The sequence below is a fragment of the Flavobacterium amniphilum genome (assembly GCF_023634845.1).
GTDB classification, from domain to species: domain Bacteria; phylum Bacteroidota; class Bacteroidia; order Flavobacteriales; family Flavobacteriaceae; genus Flavobacterium; species Flavobacterium amniphilum.
In genome coordinates, this window is record NZ_JAMLJL010000005.1 from 187486 (window position 1) to 209212 (window position 21727).

Here is a 21727-nt window from a genome sequence, read left to right on the forward strand (position 1 = left end):
AATTTGTATTCTGATTCTCTTGGGTTTCTTACTGCGATAGAAAAACAGAAGCGTTTTACATATAAATGATTGAATACCTTAAGGATACCCTACTCGCCAAAAGGTGTGCAAAAGTAAGAATAATTATTTAAATACCAAAGGTTTGGTTTAGATTATTAGATTGTTGGATTAATGATTAGAAGATTATTATTTGAGTTATATTTGCTAAAATTCAAATGATGGGTAATACGTTTCGCATTTTCAAACCTAAAAACACTCCTTTCAAACTGACAAAAGGCATTGTTTTATTCATCCTACTTCTTATCAGCATACAGATTACCGTCTATTATAATCATCTAATTACCAAAATAATTACCTTCATCCTTTTTATCATTTGTATATTATTTCATCTTACCAAAAGTTTACGATACGCCACTCTTGATGGTTACTTTGAGGGTGAACTTATTTTCGGAACAGATCACATTAGTATCAATGACCGAAAAATAAACATTAATGACATTACTAAGCTTCATATTAGAGCCAATGATTATGACGGTCTTTTAACTTCCGCCGTACATGGTTATCAAAAAAACATGTCCAACGGTACTAACAACCTCTTGGCTTTGACTTTGAGAAATAATGAAAGAATTACTGTCTTTTTCCAGATGGATTCTATTTCGGATACAGAATTCATCGTTCCGTTTCTGAGAGAGTTGGTTGCATTGCATGCTATTCCTTTTAAACAAGACAAAGAAATCGAATCTGTTAATGCGTATTTTAAAACATACCAAATTGACAACAGGACTCTTTAAGCACTTTGTTTCAGATGCGCTTTTAGTTTTTTATGTGTCTTTTTATATGCCCAGTCCTGTTTGAAATCCACCCATTTCTTCTTGAGTAATTTGCGCATTACTTTATCGGTATATCTCATTATGAAAACATGGTACAACATATTGGCAAACTGTAATGGTTTGTTAGGCAACACTCTTAACGACATGGAAAAACCAGCATCGAGGTATCTGTTAAAATGCCAGAAAGCTCCCGGAATATAGAGTGCGTCACCGTGCTCCATAAAGATCTCATATCCTTGTGCGTATTTTAAGGCAGGGAATTTTTCATAATCCGGATTTTCATAATCCACCTCATAAACAGTGTGCACAGAAAACGGCACTTTATATAAAAAAGGTGATTGTTTTTGATCGAATAACAGAATACGCTTTCTTCCTTCAAAATGCATGTGCATAAAATCCCCAAGACCCACATCATAATGCATTAAAACCTTTGCTTCGCTCCCACCGAAAAACAAAGTAGGCAGGCGTTTAAAAAACTTCATTCCCAAATCGGGATAGGTAAAATTATTCAATAACTCAGGAAGTCTATCAGTAATGATGTAAAAGAAGATCCGCAAATCAGAAGGTGTGGATTGTATGCGGTTGATGTATTCGTTGAATTTCATTTTTACCACCGGAGCGCTGGTACTTTTGTTGGCATCTGCGGGTTTACTGTCGTACAGCGGAACGATTTGATCCCTGACTTTTTCTTTAATGTACTCGAAGTTCCATTTTTCGTAGGCTTCCCATTGCCTGGCAAATCCTTTTATAAGTAAAGGTTTTTGTGGCTTGTAATAGTTTTTTATAAATTCTTCTTTTGTAATCGAACTCACGATATCAGCAGGTTTCAATTCCATGTTTTAAAAAAATTAATTCTATAAACACAACTCAGACAGCCACTAAAATAGTATATCATGATAAAATAAAAAAGCCTTTTGAAAAACAAAAGGCTTATCTATATATTAGTGCGTTACACTTTCAACATCTTTAGGATTGTGCTTGTGTTTGAATAAAACCGCAAACGCAATAGCAATGATTAAGGCATACACTGCGAAAGAGAACCAGATAGGATTCCACTCTTTGATAAAGACAGGATTTTTTAAAACATTACCCGCCAATACTTCATTTCCTTTCAATAAATTCTTTATTGCTGAATTATTACTATCTGTTTTCAAATAAGTCAATAAAGCATCCAGATTGACAAATTTTAATGTGAAAAACTTATCAATTACGATACCACTCACGATACTTCCCATAACAGCACCAAACCCATTGGTCATCATCATAAATAAACCTTGCGCAGACGAACGTATTTTAGAATCCGTAGTTGTTTCAATAAAAAGCGACCCTGAAATATTAAAGAAATCGAATGCCATTCCGTAAACGATACAAGATAGAATAATCATCCATAATCCACCGGCAGGATCACCATACGAAAATAGTCCGAAACGCAATACCCATGCCAACAAACTGATTAACATTACCTGCTTGATACCGAAACGTTTCAAAAAGAAAGGAATAGCCAAAATAAACAAGGTCTCTGAAATTTGTGAAATTGACATAATGATTGTCGAATATTCCACTACAAACGAATTAGTGTATTGCGGAACATTCTTAAAGTCAGAAAGAAAAACATCTCCATACATATTAGTCAACTGCAAGGCTCCTCCCAGAAACATAGAAAAAATAAAAAACAATGCCATTTTATAAGTCCCAAACAACTTAAATGCATTAAGACCTAATTTTTCGGATAACGATGCTTTCTCTGAAATCAATCTCTGAGGCAAGCATTTAGGTAATGTAAAAGAATAAACCCCTAGGGCAACAGCAGCAAAAGCAGAAATATAAAACATATTTGCCGAAGCTTTATTTCCGGTCAAATTAGTAATCCACATTGCTACAATAAAACCAATTGTTCCCCATACACGAATGGGAGGAAAAACTTTGATAACATCAAAATCATTATTCTTGAGGATTGTGTAAGCAACTGAATTCGATAAAGAAATAGTAGGCATATAACACATCATTGCCCCAAAAATAACATAGAAAAAAGTAGTAGAATTTTCAACTTGGGGTAACGTCGCAATAATTATTCCGCCTAAAATATGCAAGATTCCATATAATTTTTCGGCATTAATCCATTTATCAGCTATAATACCAGTCAACGCCGGCATTAAAATAGATGAAAAACCTAAAGTGGAAAAAATGGCTCCGAATTCAGCCCCACTCCAATGTTTTGTATCAAACCAATAATTGGCAATAGTAATTAACCAGGCTCCCCACACAAAGAATTGAAGGAAACTCATTAAGGTTAGTCTAAATTTAATATTCATAATTTGGTTTTTGTTTGATTTTAAAAGGGCGGTAAAGCTAACATTAAAATTCAAATCCGCAAAAAATTACAACGATTTCGTTATTTCTTTTTCTGCCAGTTCCAGAACTTTATGGAATTGTTCTTCACGTGTAAGATTTGAATTATCAATTTCTATGGCATCATTGGCTTTTACCAAAGGAGAATCTTCCCTGCTGGTATCGATATGGTCACGTTTCAAAACATTTTCAAGGACTCGGTCGTATGACACCAACTGGCCTTTTTCGGTTAATTCATCAAAACGTCTTTGCGCACGCACATCAGGGCTTGCATTCATGAATATTTTCAGTTCGGCATCAGGAAAAACAACTGTTCCAATATCTCTTCCGTCCATCACAACTCCTTTATCCTTACCCATTTGCTGTTGTTGTTTTACCAACATGGAACGCACTTCCGAAATTTCAGCAATCTGACTTACAAAACCGGAAACTTCAAGTGTACGGATTTGTTTTTCAACATTAACACCATTCAGAAACATTTCTCCAAATCCCAATTCTGAATTAAACTGAAAGCTTAATTGAATAGCAGACAGACTTTCTATTAATCCTGTTTTATTGAGCTCAAATTCATCGATGAATCCGTTTTGCATCGCATAAAGCGTTACGGCACGGTACATTGCTCCGGTATCTACATATACATAACCCAGTTTCTTCGCAATTTGTTTAGCCAGCGTACTTTTTCCTGTCGACGAGAAACCGTCTATTGCAATGGTAATTTTTTTCAAAATATTATAAATTAATCATCAATCCGATTTGGCTTGTATTCGTTGCCAAAGTATATCTTGAGTATGAATAATCAAATCTGAATTTATTGAAACGTATTCCGAATCCGGCCGAAATACCTGCAAAAGTTCTTTGTTCCAATAATTTTAATTCGGCAGCGCGGCGGAAATTATAACTCAAGCGGAAATTAATTCCTTTGGTTGGTAAAATTTCGGCACCGATAATAACATGACGAAAAGCATTTCCGAAGAAAGTCACTTTTTCTTCAATAACGTCACCATCTATAGTTTCTTCTCCTCTTGCCGGATTTGCAAAAGCCACTTTCCACTTCTGTAAATTTTCAAGGGTCAAATGCCAGCGGATTGGCACATTCTCCAATTCCTGGGAAACTCCTGCAATAACTTCAAGCGGTAATTTTTCTCTTACTCCGTTATAAGTAGTAATCTGGGTTCCCAGATTTCTTACAACCAGTCCGTAATTTACGTTTTTCTTTTCATCTTTATAAATAGCACCCAAATCTGTAGCCACTCCAAAAGAGTTATACGATTCCAAAGTCGAGGAAATTAATTTAGCATTAGCACCAAGATATAAATCGGTGTACGGAACATTATAAGCATAACCCAATGATAATGCTATTTCGCTACCCGAGAAATCACCGGTTTGATTACCTTGTTCATCCCTTCCGTCAAATTTTCCGTAGTTAATATAAGAAATACCGGCGTGAAAAGTCTGCACATGACGGTCGTAAGTATATGCATAAGCCGCCGATCCGTACGATATGTCTGCCATGTAATTAACATAAGTCAGTCCGAGTCTGCCGCTCATTTCCTCATTGATGGTAGCCGGATTAAACAATGGCTGGTTAACATCATAATCATAATTCGTAATCACTTTCCCTCCCAAAGCTGCCTGTCTGGGCGAAGAAGAATTGCTAAGAAACTGATAAACACTCTGTCCTCCCACTTGCGCAAAAGCCGAATAACTGATAATAAAAAATAAAAGAATACTTAATTTCTTTTGCATGGAACTGTTAGCAGATGAATATATATAACGTTGTGGCGAAGATATTATTTTTTACAAAAAAAACGGCTAAAAATTTTAGCCGTTTCACTTTATAATTTTTTTGCGTTTTTCACCTTGTCCTTGGTGATCGCAATATCCAAGACTTCTGTCATATCATTCACATAGTGAAAAGTCAGTCCTTCAAGATAATCTGCTTTGATTTCATCGATGTCGCGTTTATTTTCCGCACAAAGAATGATCTCTTTAATTTTAGCTCTTTTGGCAGCCAGAATTTTTTCTTTGATTCCTCCTACAGGCAATACTTTTCCACGCAAAGTGATTTCACCTGTCATCGCCAGTTGCTTTTTAACTTTCTTCTGTGTCAATAAAGAAACTAGTGAAGTCAACATCGCAATACCGGCACTAGGTCCGTCTTTAGGTGTTGCACCTTCCGGGATATGTACGTGAATGTTATGTTTACTGAAAATTTCAGGATTAAGCCCCAGCAATTCAGCATTAGCTTTCACATATTCCATTGCAATGGTGATTGATTCTTTCATCACAGTCCCCATATTTCCGGTGAAAGTCAAATTTCCTTTACCCGAAGAAATAATCGATTCGATGAATAAAATATCACCACCAACACTCGTCCATGCCAAACCTGTCACAACTCCTGCCGTATCATTATTTTCGTATTTATCCCGTTCTAATTTTGGAGAACCTAAAACATCAATAATATCCTGATCAGTTACTTTTACATTGTATTCTTCTTCCAATGCAATTGATTTTGCAGCATTACGCACCATTTGGGCAATTTTTTTCTCCAAACCACGCACTCCGGATTCACGGGTATACCCTTCCACAATTTTTTCAACCTGCTTTTTGGCAATAGAAATTTGTTTTGTGGTCAATCCGTGTTCTTTAATTTGTTTCGGAACCAAATGTTGCTTTGCAATCTCAATTTTTTCTTCAATCGTATAACCCGTCATGGTAATAATTTCCATACGGTCTCTCAATGCAGGCTGAACATTTGCGATGTTATTTGAAGTTGCGATGAACAAAACTTTGGATAAATCATATCCCATTTCAAGGAAATTGTCGTAAAACTCTTTGTTTTGCTCAGGATCCAACACTTCCAGCAAAGCTGAAGATGGATCTCCGGTATTACTTACCGAAAGCTTATCAATTTCATCCAGGATAAAAACCGGATTTGAAGTTCCAGCTTTTTTAATATTCTGGATAATTCTTCCAGGCATCGCTCCGATATAAGTTTTGCGGTGTCCTCTGATTTCGGCTTCATCACGTAAACCACCTAATGACATACGGATGTATTCACGTCCCAATGCTTCTGCGACCGACTTACCAATCGATGTTTTACCAACACCCGGAGGTCCTGTCAAACAAAGAATTGGTGATTTCATATCGTTACGCAGTTTTAACACTGCCAAATGTTCGATGATTCTTTTCTTCACGTCATCCAATCCGAAATGATCACGGTCAAGGATTTCCTGAGCTCTTTTTAAGTCAAAATTATCCGTAGAAAACTTATTCCATGGCAATTCAAGAAACAATTCCAGGTAATTTCTTTGAATACCAAAATCGGGAGAATTAGGATTTGTACGCTGTAACTTTGAAATTTCTTTATCAAAATGTTTTCTGGTTTTAGCTTCCCAATCCATTTCGGCAGCTTTGTTTCGCATTTCCTCAATTTCAGCCTCATGTGAAACACCTCCCAGTTCTTCCTGAATGGTTTTCATTTGTTGCTGAAGGAAATATTCACGTTGCTGCTGATCCAAATCAAAACGTACTTTTGACTGGATATCATTTTTCAATTCGAGTTTCTGAAGCTCAACATTCATGAACTTCAATGTGTTCAGCGCTCTTTCTTTCAATTTATTTTCTTCCAGTAAACCTTGCTTTTCAGCGGCATTGAGGTTCATGTTGGATGAAACAAAATTGATTAAGAAAGGATTGCTTTCAATATTTTTGATGGCAAAAGTAGCTTCTGTTGGAATACTCGGACTTTCTTTGATGATCTGAATTGCCAATTCACGTACCGAATCAATTATTGCATGAAATTCCTTATCATTTTTTTCCGGACGGATTTCATCAACTTCTTTGATTGTAGCTCTGATATAGGGTTCCGTCGTTGTTACCTGATCAATCTCAAAACGCTTTTTACCCTGAAGGATAACCGTTACATTTCCGTCAGGCATTTTCAGCACACGGAGAATACGTGCAACCGTACCCACTTTATTAATCTGGCTTTCATTAGGATCTTCATCCTCCTCATTCTTTTGTGAAACCACACCAATAATTTTATCCGAGGCATTTGCATCGTTAATCAATTTAATCGATTTATCCCTTCCGGCCGTAATCGGGATTACCACACCCGGAAACAAAACGGTATTACGTAATGGTAGTATAGGTAAATCAGAAGGTAACTCCTCATTGTTCATTTCCTCCTCATCTTCGGGAGTTAATAGTGGAATTAAATCAGCTTCGTGATCCAATTCCTGAAGTGACAAACTGTCAAGTGTAAGAATTTTTTGTTGGGACATATAAGAATTAAGTCATTTTGTCATTAAACTTTGACATTTTCTATTACAAAGATACTGTAATAAAAAATGACATACTTCTGAAAATCAATAATTAATGAAAATTTTTAGCGTTTCAGTACATAAACCGAACAAGTTTTATGCCATAAAAAAATCCCGATTTACATTATCGGGATTTTTTATCATTTTATATTAACATACTTAATTAAAATACGGATCATTCAATTTATAATCGAAAGTACCATTGGTTACTTGATACGGCCCTTGATTTGGCCCTCCAGCCGTCATGAAATTTTCATATGTAAAGCTAAACGTTCCTTTAATCTTTTTAGTTGTCAGATTGAATTCAGTAATTGTAATCGTACCGCTAACAATATCTGTAGATGATACAGCAGGCAAATTTTGAATCAACCAGGCATTGGAACTGGGACTTCTATAATGATCATGGTCAAACAAAGTGTATGTTCCAACTCTCCATTGAGCTTCCGGAATCCATATGTTCATTTGAAGACCGTTCAAGCCATTACCTTGTAATTGTAAATACCTATCGTAATTGTAATCATAATTTATGTCAACTTCTTCCAGACCACCAAAAGCACCTCCGTACCAAGCCGGTCTCATATTACTCATTTGGGTACCGTTAAAGGTTCCGGCCATAAATAAAGAAGGGGCTACTGTAGTTACTGTTGCAGTAGTAAAAGAAATTTGCTGCCCATAAGAAGTTCCATTAGAATTTGTAGCATAAGCACGAACATAATAACGGGTATTTGCAGACAAACCTGTAATTGAAGAAGAAAAATTACCAATTCCGGTTCCGTCTTCAGTTTTTGAATTTGAAATGGTTGGATTTCCACTTGTATTCCAAACCACACCTCTCTTCGTAATCGCCGAACCTCCATCCGCTGTTATCACTCCTCCGGATGTAGACGAGGTGGTAAGAATATTAGACAAATTTGTTGTTGACAATGTTGGCAATGATGTAGGTGCAGGATTATCAGGAATTTCACCTTCGTAAGGTTCAATATCTGCAGTACATGATATAAATAAAGATACTAAGGCTATCAGCACTGTGTAGCCTATTTTTGGGACAAAGTTCATTTTTTAAAATTTTAGGGCGCGAAGATATGATTAATTCTGCTTTTTCTTAGGAACCCTTAGCAACAAAATTAATCCCAGAATAAAGAAAACTGCCAGAAACACAATTGAATTTCGCATCGATCCGGTCACTTGGTCAATAATACCATAAATTGACATTCCGATTACAATTCCTATTTTTTCGGTTACATCATAAAAACTGAAATAAGACGCGGTATCTTCTGTCTCAGGTAAAAACTTCGAATACGTTGATCGTGCCAATGACTGAATCCCTCCCATCACTAGGCCTACAAATCCGGCAATTGCGTAAAATTCATTAGGTGTTTCTACAAAAAAGGCAAAACCGCATAATACAGCCCAAAATGCATTCAGAAATATTAGAACATTGATGTTACCAAATTTACCGGACGCTCTTGATGTTAGAAAAGCACCCAAAATGGCTACAATCTGAATAACCAAAATACTAATAATCAAACCGGTAGTCTTTTGACTGGGCGTTTCCCAAGCAATTTCTTCCGCTCCAAAATAAGTCGCCACCAACATCACAGTCTGAACTGCCATAATGAAAACGAAGTAACTCACTAAGTATCGTTTCAGTACAATATTTTTCTTTACATCCTCCCAAACGATCCCTAATTCTTTAAAACCGTCAAAAACAACTGCTCTTGTAACTTTATGTCCGGTTGAAACTCCTTTTGGAAGGTAATAATACGTTATATGACTGAATCCAATCCACCAGATTCCAACTAAAATAAACGAATATCTCATCATTTCGAGATGATCTTTAATTGGAGCATTTTTTGGAACAGACATAACCATTCCCAGATTAACAATAAGCAACAATGTACTTCCTAAATACCCTAATGAAAATCCACGTGCACTTACCTTATCCTGCTGCTCCGGGTAAGCAATATCAGGCAGATACGAATTATAAAACACCAAACTGGCCCAAAATCCGATCAATCCAAACAAATAAATTGTATAACTTATGAAAAAATTATTAATGTCAAAAAAATACAATCCAATGCATGATAATCCTCCCATATAACAGAAGAAGCGTAAAAAAGCCAGTTTATTTCCAACGTAATCAGCTATACCTGATAAGATAGGTGAAATAAAAGCCACAATTAAAAAAGCCAGAGCAGTTACAAAAGTAATCATAGCCGTATCCTTGAAATGATATCCAAAAACATCAACATAATCTTTTTTTGCGTCTTTAAATATAAGCTCATAAAAAATAGGAAAAATAGCCGATGCAATCACCAAACTGTATACCGAATTAGCCCAGTCATAGAAAGCCCAGGCATTTAATAATTTTCTGTCCCCTTTTTGAAGTTGTTCCATAGTTTTTGTTTTGGCAATAAAAAAAGTCCCTCTCATTTAAGGGACTTCGAAAATACACTTTTTATTTTATTTTACGGAAGAATTAAATTTTGCTGCTTCTGCTTTCGTAGTAGGAATCCAGGATCTAATATTATCTATACGCGTCTGGTTACTCGGGTGCGTACTTAAAAATTCAGGTGGAGCCTGCCCTCCGGACTGTACCGACATTCTTTCCCAAACTGAAACTGCATTCTCAGGAGCATAACCGGCTATCGTCATCAATAACAAACCGATTTGGTCAGCTTGAGTTTCATGAGCACGGCTAAATGGCAACATCCCTCCTACCTGACTTGCTAATCCGTAATACTGCATGAATTGCTGTTGTTCCTGTTCAGACTTACTTCCAGTAGCCACTGCCACACCAACAGCTCCGGCCTGTTGCAACAATCCGGCACTCATACGTTGCTGTCCGTGATTAGCCAAAGCATGTGCAACCTCGTGGCCTAAAACCGCAGCTAAACCGGCATCATCTTTAGTTATTGGTAAAATCCCGGTGTACACAACAATTTTTCCTCCGGGCATACACCAGGCATTGACTTCTTTACTGTCAACCAACTTATATTCCCATTTATAGTCTTTTAAATAATCAGCCTTTCCGTTAGCCGTTAACCAACGTTCGGCTGCAACTTTAATCTTATTGGCAACCATCTCAACTCTTTGTGCATCTTTAGTACCGGTTAACACTTTATTTTCCGATAAAAACTGACTGTATTGCTGAAATGACATTGGAAAAATCTGGCTATCCGGAACCAAAGCCAATGTTTGTTTTCCTGTAAACGGATTTGTTGCACAAGCGTAAGCTAAAGCCAAAAGCCCTAATGATGCTATTACTTTTTTCATGTTAGTTCAATTATTTGTTGTTACTTATTGTAAAATTAATACTTTTCAAAGATTCCCACTTATAAAAACCCTCTGAATTTTATCATAATTTTAAGACTCAAAATTTATACCAAACGCTAAAAAACCATTAAATTGCATAAGAATTAAAGTAATAAATTTTGAAACCAAAAAAAGACCAAGGTATTGAAGTACCTAAACCGCTGATTTACACATTACAGTTCATTCAATTTTTTTCAACCGGATTAGTCACAAAAATCGGAGCCAGGATATTTACAACTCCTATCAAACACAAAACTCCGAAGCGCGAGTATCATATGGAAGCGAATGCCAGACAGGAAAAGCTTCATATTCCGAAAATAAATAAAGAAATTGTAACGTATCATTATGGCGAAGGTGAGAAAAAAATATTACTGGTTCACGGATGGTCAGGAAGAGGTACCCAATTAGTAAAATTTGCCGATGAAATTATAAAAAGTGGTTATTCAACAGTTAGCTTTGATGCTCCTGCACATGGAAAATCCGGTTCATCGACAACATTGATGCCAGAATTCATCGCTTCTATTTTGGAAATGGAAAAAATATATGGACCGTTTGAATATGCCATAGGTCATTCATTAGGCGGCATGTCACTCTTAAATTCGGTAAAACAAGGACTAAAAATTAAGAAATTGGTCATAATTGGCAGCGGGGATAAAATCATCGATATTTTAAATGATTTCGTTTCAAAAGTAAAGTTGAAACCAATCATAGCAGAAAAATTAAGAAATCATTTTGAAAAAAAATCAGGAGAATCAATGGAAAGTTATGCAGCACACTTTGCGGCAAAAGATGTACACGTCCCTACATTGGTAATTCATGATGAAAATGATTATGAAGTTCCGGTTTCATGTGGGATAAATATCCATAAAAATTTACCCGACGGAGAACTGTATCTGACAAAAAAATTAGGCCACCGGAAAATATTGGGTGACGCATCAGTTATTAACAAATCAATATCTTTCATTTATGATTAATGTTTTGAAATACACCGTCTTATTAATCGTCCTGTTTGTGAGTTCATGCCAAGGTCAGGAAAGAAAAGAAACTGTAAAAAAAGAAAAGAAAACCATGAAATACACAGTAGAAAAAACGGAAGCAGAATGGAAAGCGCAGCTTGGGCCTGAACGTTACCGCATTTTAAGAGAAAAAGGAACCGAATATTCACACACCGGCGAATACAACCTTCATTTTGAAAAAGGAACTTATGTTTGCGGCGGATGTCAGGAACCATTATTTTCAAGTGATTCCAAATTCGAATCCCACTGTGGATGGCCTTCATTTGACGAAGCTTTACCCGGAAAGGTGGAATACAAGAAAGATTTATCATTCGGAATGGCAAGGACAGAAATTTTGTGCGCCAAGTGCGGAGGCCATCTTGGACACATTTTTGACGACGGCCCAACCGAAACAGGAAAACGCTTTTGTGTTAATTCTGCATCACTTGATTTTAAAAAATGATAAAAAATTGCCAATCTTGTTAAATTTTTTTACTTTGCAATCCCAATTTTATAGTTAAAACCATAATGACCAAAATTACCCGATTATTTGATTTCCCATATCACCAGTTAAGTAGACAAAACAAACCGGATGCATTAGTAACAAAATACAATGGCGTTTGGGTGAAAACATCGACGCAGGAATACATTGACAAAGCCAATGCAGTTTCGAGAGCTTTATTAAGGCTTGGGATTCAAAAAAATGATAAAATCGCCATCATTTCTTCCAATAACAGGACAGAATGGAATATCATGGATATTGGTGCTCTACAGACCGGAGCACAAACCGTTCCTATCTATCCCACTATTGCACAGGAAGATTATGAATATATTTTAAATCATTCAGAGTCAAAATTTTGTTTCGTTTCCGATATTGAAGTATTGAATAAACTGAATGCCATAAAAGGGAATGTACCTACTTTGACCCATGTTTATACGTTCAATGAAATTCAGGGCGAGAAACACTGGACTGAATTATTAACACTTGGCGAAGACACTTCAAACCAAAATGAAGTGGAAGAACGAAAAAACAGTGTTAACACATTAGATTTAGCCACCATTATTTATACTTCTGGAACAACCGGAAAACCTAAAGGTGTAATGTTGTCACACAGTAATATTGTATCTAATGTTACTGACAGTTCAAACAGAATTCCTTTTGAAGAAGGAAAAAGCCGGGCGTTAAGCTTCTTACCGGTTTGCCATATCTTCGAACGTATGATATTGTATTTATATCAATACTACAGTATCTCAATCTATTTTGGCGAATCAATCGAAAAATTAAGCGACAACCTTAAGGAAGTTAAACCAAATGTAATGTCAGCTGTTCCAAGACTTTTAGAAAAAGTATATGATAAAATTTATCAAAAAGGAACCGAATTAACCGGATTAAAGAAAAAACTGTTTTTCTGGGCCATTGATTTAGGCTTAAGATATGAACCATATGGTGCAAACGGATTTTGGTATGAATTCCAATTAAAAATCGCCCGTAAATTGATTTTCAGCAAATGGCAGGAGGGTCTTGGCGGGGAATTAGATTTAATGGTTTCCGGAAGTGCTGCACTTCAACCGAGATTAACACGCGTATTTGCTGCTGCAGGAATTCCAATTATGGAAGGTTATGGATTAACCGAAACATCACCTGTTATTACAGTAAACGACCAAAGAAATAAAGGTTTTAAAATTGGTACAGTTGGAAAACCAATCGATAATCTTGACGTAAAAATTGCTGAAGACGGTGAAATTCTTTGTAAAGGACCAAACATTATGATGGGCTATTATAAAGATGAAAAACTGACTAATGAAGTCATTAGTAATGGTTATTTCCATACCGGTGATATTGGAGAATTTGACAGCGAAGGCTTCTTACGAATAACAGACCGCAAAAAGGAAATGTTCAAAACTTCGGGCGGAAAATACATTGCTCCGCAATTATTGGAAAACACCATGAAACAATCCCGCTTTATTGAGCAGATTATGGTTGTTGGAGATGGTCAGAAAATGCCGGGAGCTATCATTCAACCGAATTTTGACTTTATCAAAGAATGGGCTTCCATCCACAAAATCCAAATTGGTCAAACCAATGAAGAAATAATAGAAAATAAAGAAGTGATTGAAAGAATCCAGCAGGAAGTTGATACTTTTAATACTAAATTTGGAAATTGGGAAAAAATCAAACGATTTGAATTAACACCTGACATCTGGTCTATAGACGGCGGACAACTTACCCCTACTTTAAAAGTTAAACGTAAAGTAATCCTTGAAAAATACAAAGGCCTTTACGATAAGATATATAACTAAAATCTTTTGTCATGAAATTTAAACTTCTTCTTTGTTTTTCTCTAATTATGGTAACTTTCTTTAATTGCAAAAACAAAGAGGAAGTTTCTAATTTAGACTACCTGCATTACGCAAATCCTGAAGATCAATATGCAGGAGGAATCCGAATGATTCCCATCAAAACTCCGGCCGGAGAATTTAAGGTTTGGACCAAACGAATTGGTAACAATCCAAAAATAAAGGTTTTATTGCTTCACGGAGGTCCTGGCATTACACATGAATTATACGAGTGTTTCGATGGTTATTTCCCACAGGAAGGCATCGAGTATATTTATTATGACCAACTCGGTTCTTATTACAGTGACCAGCCAAATGACAACAAACTTTGGACAAACGAGCGCTTTGTCGAAGAAGTTGAACAAGTCCGAAAAGCATTAGGATTAAACAAAGATAATTTTTACCTGATGGGACAATCCTGGGGCGGAATACTCGCTATGGAATATGCTTTTAAATACCAAAATAATTTAAAAGGATTAGTCATTTCCAACATGATGTCCAGTGCGCCTGAATACAATAAATATGCAGAGGAAGTATTAGGTCCACAATTACCAAAAGAAGTATTCGAACAGATCAAAACATTTGAAAAAAATAAAGATTATCATAATCCAGAATACCAGAAATTACTTTTCAAATATTATTATACTGAACACATACTGAGAAAACCTCTAAACGAATGGCCGGAATCTGTTAACAGATGCTTCAAACACCTTAATCCGAATGTATATATCTATATGCAGGGACCAAGTGAATTCGGAATAACAGGAAATGCAACATTAAAAGATTGGGATGTCCGTGACCAACTAAAAACGATTTCAGTACCAACATTGGTTATTGGGTCAAAACATGACACTATGGATCCGAAACACATGGAATGGATGTCAAAAGAGGTCCAAAACGGTCAATTCCTATATTGCCCTAACGGCAGCCATCTTTCCCAGTATGATGACCAGAAAATTTATATACCGGGCGTTATAAAATTTTTGAAGGATGTTGACCAAAACACTTTCAATAACAAAAAATAAACACTTAAAAATCAGTTTATTAAGAATAAAATTATTAAATTCACATTCTAACCAAAAACAAAAAACAAGATGAATTTAAAAAATTTTATTATTGGAGGGATCATTGGAAGTATCGTTGATTTTCTTTTAGGCTGGTTATTTTACGGTACTCTTTTTAAAGACATTTTCCCAGCTTCTGAAAATCAAAATCTAACCTTTATCTATTTAGGTTGCCTGACATTTTCATTGTTTGTTTCCTATATTTTTAATAAATGGGCAATGATCTCAACATTTGCAACCGGAGCAGTTGCCGGTGCAATTATTGGTTTCTTTTATGGCCTATCCATGAATTTCTTTATGTTTTCCAACATGCCTTTCAACGCTACAAACATGTGTCTTGATGTCGCAATCAATATTGTTATGTCAGCAGTTGTTGGTGGTGCTATCGGATTAGTTTCCGGCAAATTAAAATAATATCAGAAAATAAAACTCCGAAACTCCCTCAAATAAAGGGAGTTTTTTTATTGGTATTATTTTCTGGTAAAAATTTTCATAATTTATTATGCGCGCATAATATTTTTTATTACTTTTGATTTATTAGAACAAATCTATGAAAGATAAAACTATAGACTATGTACTACGCGCAACCTGGCAGGCCGTGTCACGCATGTACAACGAAGAAGCAACCAAATACGGTGGTTCAATGGCTGTAGGATTTGCACTTTTAAGTATTGACAAGGAAGAAGGAACACCGTCGACCAATATCAGCAGCCGCATGGGAATGGAACCAACAAGTTTGACCCGCACTCTGAAATCGATGGAAGAAAAAGGATTGATATACAGAAAACCAAATCCGGCCGATGGCAGAGGTGTTTTAATTTACCTGACCAAAGAAGGCAAAGAAAAAAGAGAATTATCGAAACAAACCGTTCTTAAATTTAATGAAACCGTAAGAAAACATGTTTCTGATGAAAAAATCATGCACTTCATGGAAGTTGCCGAAATAATTAATGAATTAATTCAAGATAAAAACATATTCAATCAACCAGAAGAATTAGAAAATGAAAAGAGTTATTAAAAAAGTTGCGGTAGTTGGATCCGGAATTATGGGTTCAGGTATTGCCTGTCATTTTGCTAATATCGGTGTCGAAGTTTTACTTTTAGACATTGTTCCGAGAGAACTTAACGAAATTGAGCAGAAAAAAGGTCTAACCCTTGAGAGCAAAGTAGTACGCAACCGTATCGTTAATGATAGTTTGACAGCTGCTTTAAAGTCAAAACCCTCTCCTATCTACGACCAAAAATTCGCAAACCGCATCAGCACAGGAAACTTAACTGATGATATTGCAAAAATCAAAGATGTAGACTGGATTATCGAAGTTGTTGTTGAACGCCTTGACATCAAAAAACAAGTATTCGAACAAATCGACCAACACAGAAGACCAGGCACTTTAATTACTTCAAACACTTCTGGTATTCCAATTAAATTTATGAGCGAAGGTAGAAGCGAAGATTTCCAGAAACATTTCTGCGGAACACACTTCTTCAACCCAGCCCGCTATTTGAAATTATTTGAAATTATCCCTGGTCCTCAAACTTCTAGCGAAGTATTGGACTTCCTGAATAACTACGGTGAGCAATTTCTAGGTAAAACTTCAGTTGTTGCAAAAGATACTCCGGCATTTATCGGAAACAGAATCGGAATCTTCGGAATCCAGAGTCTATTCCACTTGGTAAAAGAGATGGGATTAACAATAGAAGAAGTAGATAAATTGACAGGACCGGTTATCGGCCGCCCGAAATCTGCTACTTTCAGAACTGTTGATGTTGTTGGATTGGATACTTTGGTACACGTTGCCAACGGATTATATGAAAACTGTCCGAATGACGAAGCACACGAATTGTTCAAACTTCCTGATTTCATCACAAAAATGATGGAAAACAAATGGTTAGGAAGTAAAACCGGACAAGGTTTCTACAAAAAAGAAGGAAAAGACATTCTTTCATTAGACTTAAATACATTAGAATACAGAGCGGCTAAAAAAGCATCTTTTGCAACTTTGGAATTAACAAAAACCATTGAAAAGCCAATCGACAGATTCAAAGTATTAGTTAAAGGAACTGATAAAGCGGGGGAATTTTACCGCAAAAACTTCTCAGCAATGTTTGCATATGTTTCAAACAGAGTTCCTGAAATCACTGATGAATTTTACAAAATTGACGATGCCATGAAAGCCGGTTTCGGATGGGAAAACGGTCCTTTCGAAATCTGGGATGCCATTGGTGTTCAAAAAGGTATCGAATTAATGAAAGCGGAAGGTTATGAACCATCAGCTTGGGTTAATGATATGATTGCAAGTGGGAATACATCTTTCTACACAGTAAAAGAAGGTTCTACCCATTTCTACAACATTGCCACTAAATCACAAACTAAGGTTCCGGGTCAAGATGCATTTATAATCCTTAATAATATCCGCGAAAGCAAAAAAGTTTGGGGTAATGCAGATTGTACGGTTCACAATATCGGAGACGGAATCCTAAACCTGGAATTCCATTCGAAAATGAATACAATTGGTGGCGGTGTAATCCAAGGAATCAACAAAGCAATTGACTTAGCTGAAAAAGAATACAACGGATTGGTAATTGGTAACCAAGGTACAAATTTCTCTGTTGGTGCTAATATCGGAATGATTTTCATGATGGCGGTTGAGCAAGAATATGACGAGTTAAACATGGCTATCAAAATGTTCCAGGATACGATGATGCGTGCACGCTACTCTTCAATTCCGGTTATTGCGGCACCACACGGAATGACTTTAGGTGGTGGTTGTGAGCTTTCAATGCATGCTGATAAAGTAGTTGCAGCTGCAGAAACATATATCGGATTAGTTGAATTCGGTGTGGGTGTAATTCCTGGTGGTGGTGGATCCAAAGAAATGGCTTTACGTGCCGCCGATACATTCCGTAAAAACGACGTTGAATTAAATGTTTTACAAGAATACTTCTTGACCATCGGTATGGCTAAAGTTGCTACTTCAGCATACGAAGCTTTCGATTTAGGAATTTTACAAAAAGGAAAAGACGTAGTTGTAGTAAACAAAGACCGTCAAATTGCCGAAGCTAAGAAACATGCTTTATTAATGGCAGAAGCCGGATATACACAACCTGCACGCCGTAAAGACATCAAAGTTTTAGGAAAACAGGCTTTAGGTATGTTCTTAGTGGGAACAGACCAAATGGTAGCCGGACAATACATCTCTGAACACGACCAGAAAATCGCTAACAAATTAGCTTACGTTATGGCTGGTGGAGATTTATCAGAACCGACTTTGGTAACTGAACAATACCTACTGGATATTGAAAGAGAAGCTTTCTTATCACTTTGTACAGAAAGAAAAACATTGGAGCGTATCCAATTTATGTTAACTAAAGGAAAACCTCTAAGAAACTAAAAAATGAAAACAGCATATATAGTAAAAGGATATAGAACGGCCGTTGGTAAAGCACCAAAAGGATTGTTCCGTTTCAAAAGACCTGACGAATTAGCCGCAGAAACTATCGAGTACATGATGGCTCAATTACCAGGTTTTGACAAAACAAGAATTGACGATGTAATGGTTGGAAACGCCATGCCCGAAGCTGAACAAGGATTAAACGTTGGCCGTTTAATTTCATTAATGGGATTAAAAGTTGACGATGTTCCTGGAGTAACCGTTAACCGGTATTGTGCGTCTGGTTTAGAAACCATTGGTATGGCAACAGCTAAAATCCAGTCAGGAATGGCACATTGCATTATTGCTGGTGGTGCAGAAAGCATGAGTTATATCCCAATGGGTGGTTACAAACCAACTCCGGATTATAAAGCTGCTGCAGCCGGTCATGAAGATTATTACTGGGGAATGGGCTTAACAGCTGAGGCTGTTGCAAAACAATTCAACGTTTCCCGAGCTGATCAGGATGAGTTTGCATACCAATCGCATATGAAAGCTTTAAAGGCCCAGGCAGAAGGTAAATTTGACGCTCAAATTGCTCCAATCACTGTTGAACAAACTTTCTTAAATGAAGCAGGTAAAAAAGAAACCAAATCATACACTGTAACTAAAGATGAAGGACCAAGAGCCGGAACGTCTGTTGAAGCTTTAGCAGGATTAAAACCAGTTTTCGCTGCTGATGGATCGGTTACTGCTGGTAACTCTTCTCAAATGAGTGATGGTGCTGCTTTCGTTTTGATCATGAGTGAAGAAATGGTGAAAGAACTAAACCTTGAGCCTATCGCACGTTTGGTAAACTTCGCTTCTGCAGGTGTAGAACCAAGAATCATGGGTATTGGTCCGGTTAAAGCTATTCCAAAAGCGGTTCAACAGGCAGGTTTAAAAATCTCTGATATTGAATTATTCGAGTTAAATGAAGCATTTGCAGCACAATCATTGGCTGTAATCCGTGAATTAGATTTAAATCCGGAAATTATTAATGTTAACGGAGGTGCGATTGCTTTAGGTCACCCTCTGGGATGTACAGGAGCTAAATTATCAGTTCAGTTATTTGACGAAATGAAGCGTCGCGGTAATAAATACGGAATGGTAACGATGTGTGTGGGAACCGGGCAGGGAACTGCTGGTATTTTTGAATTATTATAAGAACCAACAAAGAACAAAATACAAAAAGAGTTATGGCAGATATTACTAGAGGAGGTCAATTCCTTGTTAAAGAAACTAAATGTGAAAATATTTTCACTCCTGAAGATTTCTCGGAAGAGCAAATCATGATGCGTGACACCGTAAAAGAATTCGTTGATAAGGAACTTTGGGCACACAAAGAAAAATTTGAAAAGAAAGATTACGCTTATACGGAAGAAACCATGCGTAAAGCTGGTGAATTAGGATTATTAGGTGTTGCTGTTCCTGAAGCTTATGGCGGATTAGGAATGGGATTCGTTTCTACCATGTTGACTTGTGATTATATTTCAGGTGCAACCGGATCGTTCTCTACTGCTTTTGGTGCGCACACAGGAATTGGTACAATGCCAATTACTTTATATGGTACTGAAGAGCAAAAATTAAAATATGTTCCAAAATTAGCTTCTGGTGAATGGTTTGGTGCATATTGTTTAACTGAGCCGGGAGCTGGTTCTGATGCTAACTCTGGAAAAACAAAGGCGGAACTTTCGGCTGATGGAAAATCATATAAAATCAACGGTCAGAAAATGTGGATTTCAAACGCAGGTTTCTGTAGTTTGATGATTGTTTTCGCAAGAATCGAAAATGATAAAAACATTACCGGTTTCATAGTTGAATACGATGCAGCAAACCCTAACGGAATTACTTTAGGTGAAGAAGAACACAAATTAGGTATCCGAGCTAGTTCAACGCGCCAGGTATTCTTCAATGATACAGTTGTTCCTGCTGAAAATATGTTAGCTGGCCGTGGAGAAGGATTCAAAATTGCAATGAATGCTTTGAATGTTGGCCGTATTAAATTGGCAGCAGCTTGTTTGGATGCGCAAAGAAGAACAATTTCTTCTTCTGTAAAATATGCTAACGAGCGTTTACAGTTCAACACTCCAATTGCCAACTTTGGTGCTATCCGTTCTAAATTAGCTGAAATGGCTACGAATGCTTACATTGGCGAATCAGCTTCTTATCGTGCTGCTAAAAGCATTGAAGACAGAATTACTGCCCGTGAAGCGGAAGGTTCAACACATCAGGAAGCAGAATTAAAAGGTGTGGAAGAATTTGCTATCGAATGTTCTATCCTTAAAGTAGCAGTTTCTGAAGATATCCAAAGCTGTGCTGACGAAGGAATCCAAATCTTTGGTGGTATGGGATTCTCTGAAGACACTCCAATGGAATCTGCATGGAGAGATGCCCGTATTGCTCGTATTTACGAAGGAACAAACGAGATCAACCGTATGCTTTCTGTAGGTATGTTAGTGAAGAAAGCCATGAAAGGTCACGTTGATTTACTTGGACCTGCCATGAAAGTTGCTGAAGAATTAATGGGAATTCCTGATTTTGATACTCCGGATTACTCAGAATTATTTGCTGAAGAAAAAGAATTAATCGGTAAATTGAAAAAATCTTTCTTAATGGTTGCCGGAGCTGCTGTACAAAAATACGGCCCTGATTTAGAAGCACACCAACAGTTATTGATGGCAGCTTCTGATATGCTTATCGAGATCTATATGGCTGAAAGCGGAATCTTACGTACTGAAAAATTAGCAAAAGCTAAAGGTGCAGAAAATGTAAAAGAACAAATCGCCATGGCCCAATTATACTTATACAATGCGGTGGATATCATCACACAAAAAGGAAAAGAAGGTATCGCTTCTTTCGCCGAAGGTGACGAGCAACGCATGATGTTAATGGGATTACGCCGTTTCACAAAATATGTAAACATGCCTAATGTTGTTGCATTGAGAGAAACTATTGCCGCTAAACTGGTAGTAGAAAACGCGTATTGTTTTTAATAATAAATTTTAATTAGTTTGGTGGGAAAGGTCACAGTAGTTAATTCTGCTGTGGCTTTTTTCTTTATTCAAAATCAAGTTTATTCTTTGGGTAGAAATTATTAAA

At 36.7% G+C, this 21727-nt stretch carries 18 protein-coding genes; 10 read left to right on the forward strand and 8 right to left on the reverse strand.

The window, feature by feature from the left end:
• Nucleotides 1-218 precede the first annotated feature (218 nt).
• Nucleotides 219-791 carry a hypothetical protein gene (locus NAT51_RS07655; protein WP_250597395.1) on the forward strand — a complete coding sequence of 191 codons (573 nt, stop codon included), beginning with the start codon at nucleotides 219-221 and terminating at the stop codon, nucleotides 789-791.
• Here the strand turns inward: NAT51_RS07655 and NAT51_RS07660 are convergent.
• From NAT51_RS07660 to NAT51_RS07695, 8 genes are all read right to left on the reverse strand, one after another.
• Entirely contained in the window at nucleotides 788-1666 is an 879-nt protein-coding gene (locus NAT51_RS07660; protein WP_250597397.1) for a cupin-like domain-containing protein, read from the reverse strand. The two genes, NAT51_RS07655 and NAT51_RS07660, sit on opposite strands and share 4 nt — an antisense overlap.
• A gap of 105 nt (nucleotides 1667-1771) precedes the next feature.
• Nucleotides 1772-3142: a nucleoside permease gene (locus tag NAT51_RS07665; RefSeq protein WP_250597399.1), complete on the reverse strand. Its 1371-nt coding sequence runs from the start codon at nucleotides 3140-3142 to the stop codon at nucleotides 1772-1774.
• Between the two features lie 66 nt (nucleotides 3143-3208).
• Entirely contained in the window at nucleotides 3209-3904 is a 696-nt protein-coding gene (gene cmk, locus NAT51_RS07670) for a (d)CMP kinase (RefSeq protein WP_250597407.1), read from the reverse strand.
• Nucleotides 3905-3908: 4 nt separating this feature from the next.
• Entirely contained in the window at nucleotides 3909-4925 is a 1017-nt protein-coding gene (porQ, locus tag NAT51_RS07675; protein ID WP_250597409.1) for a type IX secretion system protein PorQ, read from the reverse strand.
• A gap of 89 nt (nucleotides 4926-5014) precedes the next feature.
• Entirely contained in the window at nucleotides 5015-7465 is a 2451-nt protein-coding gene (gene lon / locus NAT51_RS07680) for an endopeptidase La (RefSeq protein ID WP_250597411.1), read from the reverse strand.
• 198 nt (nucleotides 7466-7663) lie between these two features.
• A complete protein-coding gene (locus tag NAT51_RS07685; RefSeq protein ID WP_250597413.1) occupies nucleotides 7664-8560 on the reverse strand; it encodes a hypothetical protein in 897 nt (298 codons plus the stop codon).
• 30 nt (nucleotides 8561-8590) lie between these two features.
• A complete protein-coding gene (locus NAT51_RS07690; RefSeq protein ID WP_250597415.1) occupies nucleotides 8591-9901 on the reverse strand; it encodes an MFS transporter in 1311 nt (436 codons plus the stop codon).
• A 66-nt stretch (nucleotides 9902-9967) separates the two neighbouring features.
• Nucleotides 9968-10780, reverse strand: a complete 813-nt coding sequence (locus NAT51_RS07695; RefSeq protein ID WP_250597417.1) for a M48 family metallopeptidase — start codon at nucleotides 10778-10780, stop codon at nucleotides 9968-9970.
• A gap of 158 nt (nucleotides 10781-10938) precedes the next feature.
• Between NAT51_RS07695 and NAT51_RS07700 the strand changes: the two genes are divergently transcribed.
• The 9 genes from NAT51_RS07700 (at nucleotide 10939) to NAT51_RS07740 (ending at nucleotide 21621) form a co-directional block, all read left to right on the forward strand.
• On the forward strand, nucleotides 10939-11793 hold the full coding sequence (locus NAT51_RS07700; RefSeq protein WP_250597419.1) for an alpha/beta fold hydrolase: 855 nt from the start codon (nucleotides 10939-10941) through the stop codon (nucleotides 11791-11793).
• A gap of 94 nt (nucleotides 11794-11887) precedes the next feature.
• On the forward strand, nucleotides 11888-12277 hold the full coding sequence (gene msrB / locus NAT51_RS07705; RefSeq protein ID WP_250597623.1) for a peptide-methionine (R)-S-oxide reductase MsrB: 390 nt from the start codon (nucleotides 11888-11890) through the stop codon (nucleotides 12275-12277).
• 65 nt (nucleotides 12278-12342) lie between these two features.
• Nucleotides 12343-14115: an AMP-dependent synthetase/ligase gene (locus NAT51_RS07710; RefSeq protein ID WP_250597421.1), complete on the forward strand. Its 1773-nt coding sequence runs from the start codon at nucleotides 12343-12345 to the stop codon at nucleotides 14113-14115.
• Between the two features lie 11 nt (nucleotides 14116-14126).
• Nucleotides 14127-15176 carry a proline iminopeptidase-family hydrolase gene (locus NAT51_RS07715; protein ID WP_250597443.1) on the forward strand — a complete coding sequence of 350 codons (1050 nt, stop codon included), beginning with the start codon at nucleotides 14127-14129 and terminating at the stop codon, nucleotides 15174-15176.
• Between the two features lie 69 nt (nucleotides 15177-15245).
• The gene (locus tag NAT51_RS07720; RefSeq protein WP_250597445.1) at nucleotides 15246-15629 is read left to right on the forward strand and encodes a hypothetical protein; all 384 of its coding nucleotides are present in this window, start codon (nucleotides 15246-15248) and stop codon (nucleotides 15627-15629) included.
• A gap of 136 nt (nucleotides 15630-15765) precedes the next feature.
• The gene (locus NAT51_RS07725) at nucleotides 15766-16233 is read left to right on the forward strand and encodes a MarR family winged helix-turn-helix transcriptional regulator (RefSeq protein ID WP_250597454.1); all 468 of its coding nucleotides are present in this window, start codon (nucleotides 15766-15768) and stop codon (nucleotides 16231-16233) included.
• Nucleotides 16217-18607: a 3-hydroxyacyl-CoA dehydrogenase/enoyl-CoA hydratase family protein gene (locus NAT51_RS07730; RefSeq protein ID WP_250597457.1), complete on the forward strand. Its 2391-nt coding sequence runs from the start codon at nucleotides 16217-16219 to the stop codon at nucleotides 18605-18607. Before NAT51_RS07725 ends, NAT51_RS07730 begins: the two co-directional genes overlap by 17 nt.
• 3 nt (nucleotides 18608-18610) lie before the next feature.
• The gene (locus NAT51_RS07735; RefSeq protein WP_250597459.1) at nucleotides 18611-19792 is read left to right on the forward strand and encodes an acetyl-CoA C-acyltransferase; all 1182 of its coding nucleotides are present in this window, start codon (nucleotides 18611-18613) and stop codon (nucleotides 19790-19792) included.
• Between the two features lie 32 nt (nucleotides 19793-19824).
• Nucleotides 19825-21621: an acyl-CoA dehydrogenase family protein gene (locus NAT51_RS07740; RefSeq protein ID WP_250597467.1), complete on the forward strand. Its 1797-nt coding sequence runs from the start codon at nucleotides 19825-19827 to the stop codon at nucleotides 21619-21621.
• The last annotated feature ends 106 nt before the right edge of the window (nucleotides 21622-21727 follow it).

What these genes read in the sequence shown, in the direction of transcription:
- NAT51_RS07655 (WP_250597395.1), top strand. Translation starts at nt 219, where the DNA reads ATGGGTAATACGTTTCGCATTTTCAAACCTAAAAACACTCCTTTCAAA.
- NAT51_RS07660 (WP_250597397.1), bottom strand. Translation starts at nt 1,666, where the DNA reads ATGGAATTGAAACCTGCTGATATCGTGAGTTCGATTACAAAAGAAGAA.
- NAT51_RS07665 (WP_250597399.1), bottom strand. Translation starts at nt 3,142, where the DNA reads ATGAATATTAAATTTAGACTAACCTTAATGAGTTTCCTTCAATTCTTT.
- porQ (WP_250597409.1), bottom strand. Translation starts at nt 4,925, where the DNA reads ATGCAAAAGAAATTAAGTATTCTTTTATTTTTTATTATCAGTTATTCG.
- lon (WP_250597411.1), bottom strand. Translation starts at nt 7,465, where the DNA reads ATGTCCCAACAAAAAATTCTTACACTTGACAGTTTGTCACTTCAGGAA.
- NAT51_RS07685 (WP_250597413.1), bottom strand. Translation starts at nt 8,560, where the DNA reads ATGAACTTTGTCCCAAAAATAGGCTACACAGTGCTGATAGCCTTAGTA.
- NAT51_RS07690 (WP_250597415.1), bottom strand. Translation starts at nt 9,901, where the DNA reads ATGGAACAACTTCAAAAAGGGGACAGAAAATTATTAAATGCCTGGGCT.
- NAT51_RS07695 (WP_250597417.1), bottom strand. Translation starts at nt 10,780, where the DNA reads ATGAAAAAAGTAATAGCATCATTAGGGCTTTTGGCTTTAGCTTACGCT.
- msrB (WP_250597623.1), top strand. Translation starts at nt 11,888, where the DNA reads ATGAAATACACAGTAGAAAAAACGGAAGCAGAATGGAAAGCGCAGCTT.
- NAT51_RS07710 (WP_250597421.1), top strand. Translation starts at nt 12,343, where the DNA reads ATGACCAAAATTACCCGATTATTTGATTTCCCATATCACCAGTTAAGT.
- NAT51_RS07715 (WP_250597443.1), top strand. Translation starts at nt 14,127, where the DNA reads ATGAAATTTAAACTTCTTCTTTGTTTTTCTCTAATTATGGTAACTTTC.
- NAT51_RS07720 (WP_250597445.1), top strand. Translation starts at nt 15,246, where the DNA reads ATGAATTTAAAAAATTTTATTATTGGAGGGATCATTGGAAGTATCGTT.
- NAT51_RS07725 (WP_250597454.1), top strand. Translation starts at nt 15,766, where the DNA reads ATGAAAGATAAAACTATAGACTATGTACTACGCGCAACCTGGCAGGCC.
- NAT51_RS07730 (WP_250597457.1), top strand. Translation starts at nt 16,217, where the DNA reads ATGAAAAGAGTTATTAAAAAAGTTGCGGTAGTTGGATCCGGAATTATG.
- NAT51_RS07735 (WP_250597459.1), top strand. Translation starts at nt 18,611, where the DNA reads ATGAAAACAGCATATATAGTAAAAGGATATAGAACGGCCGTTGGTAAA.
- NAT51_RS07740 (WP_250597467.1), top strand. Translation starts at nt 19,825, where the DNA reads ATGGCAGATATTACTAGAGGAGGTCAATTCCTTGTTAAAGAAACTAAA.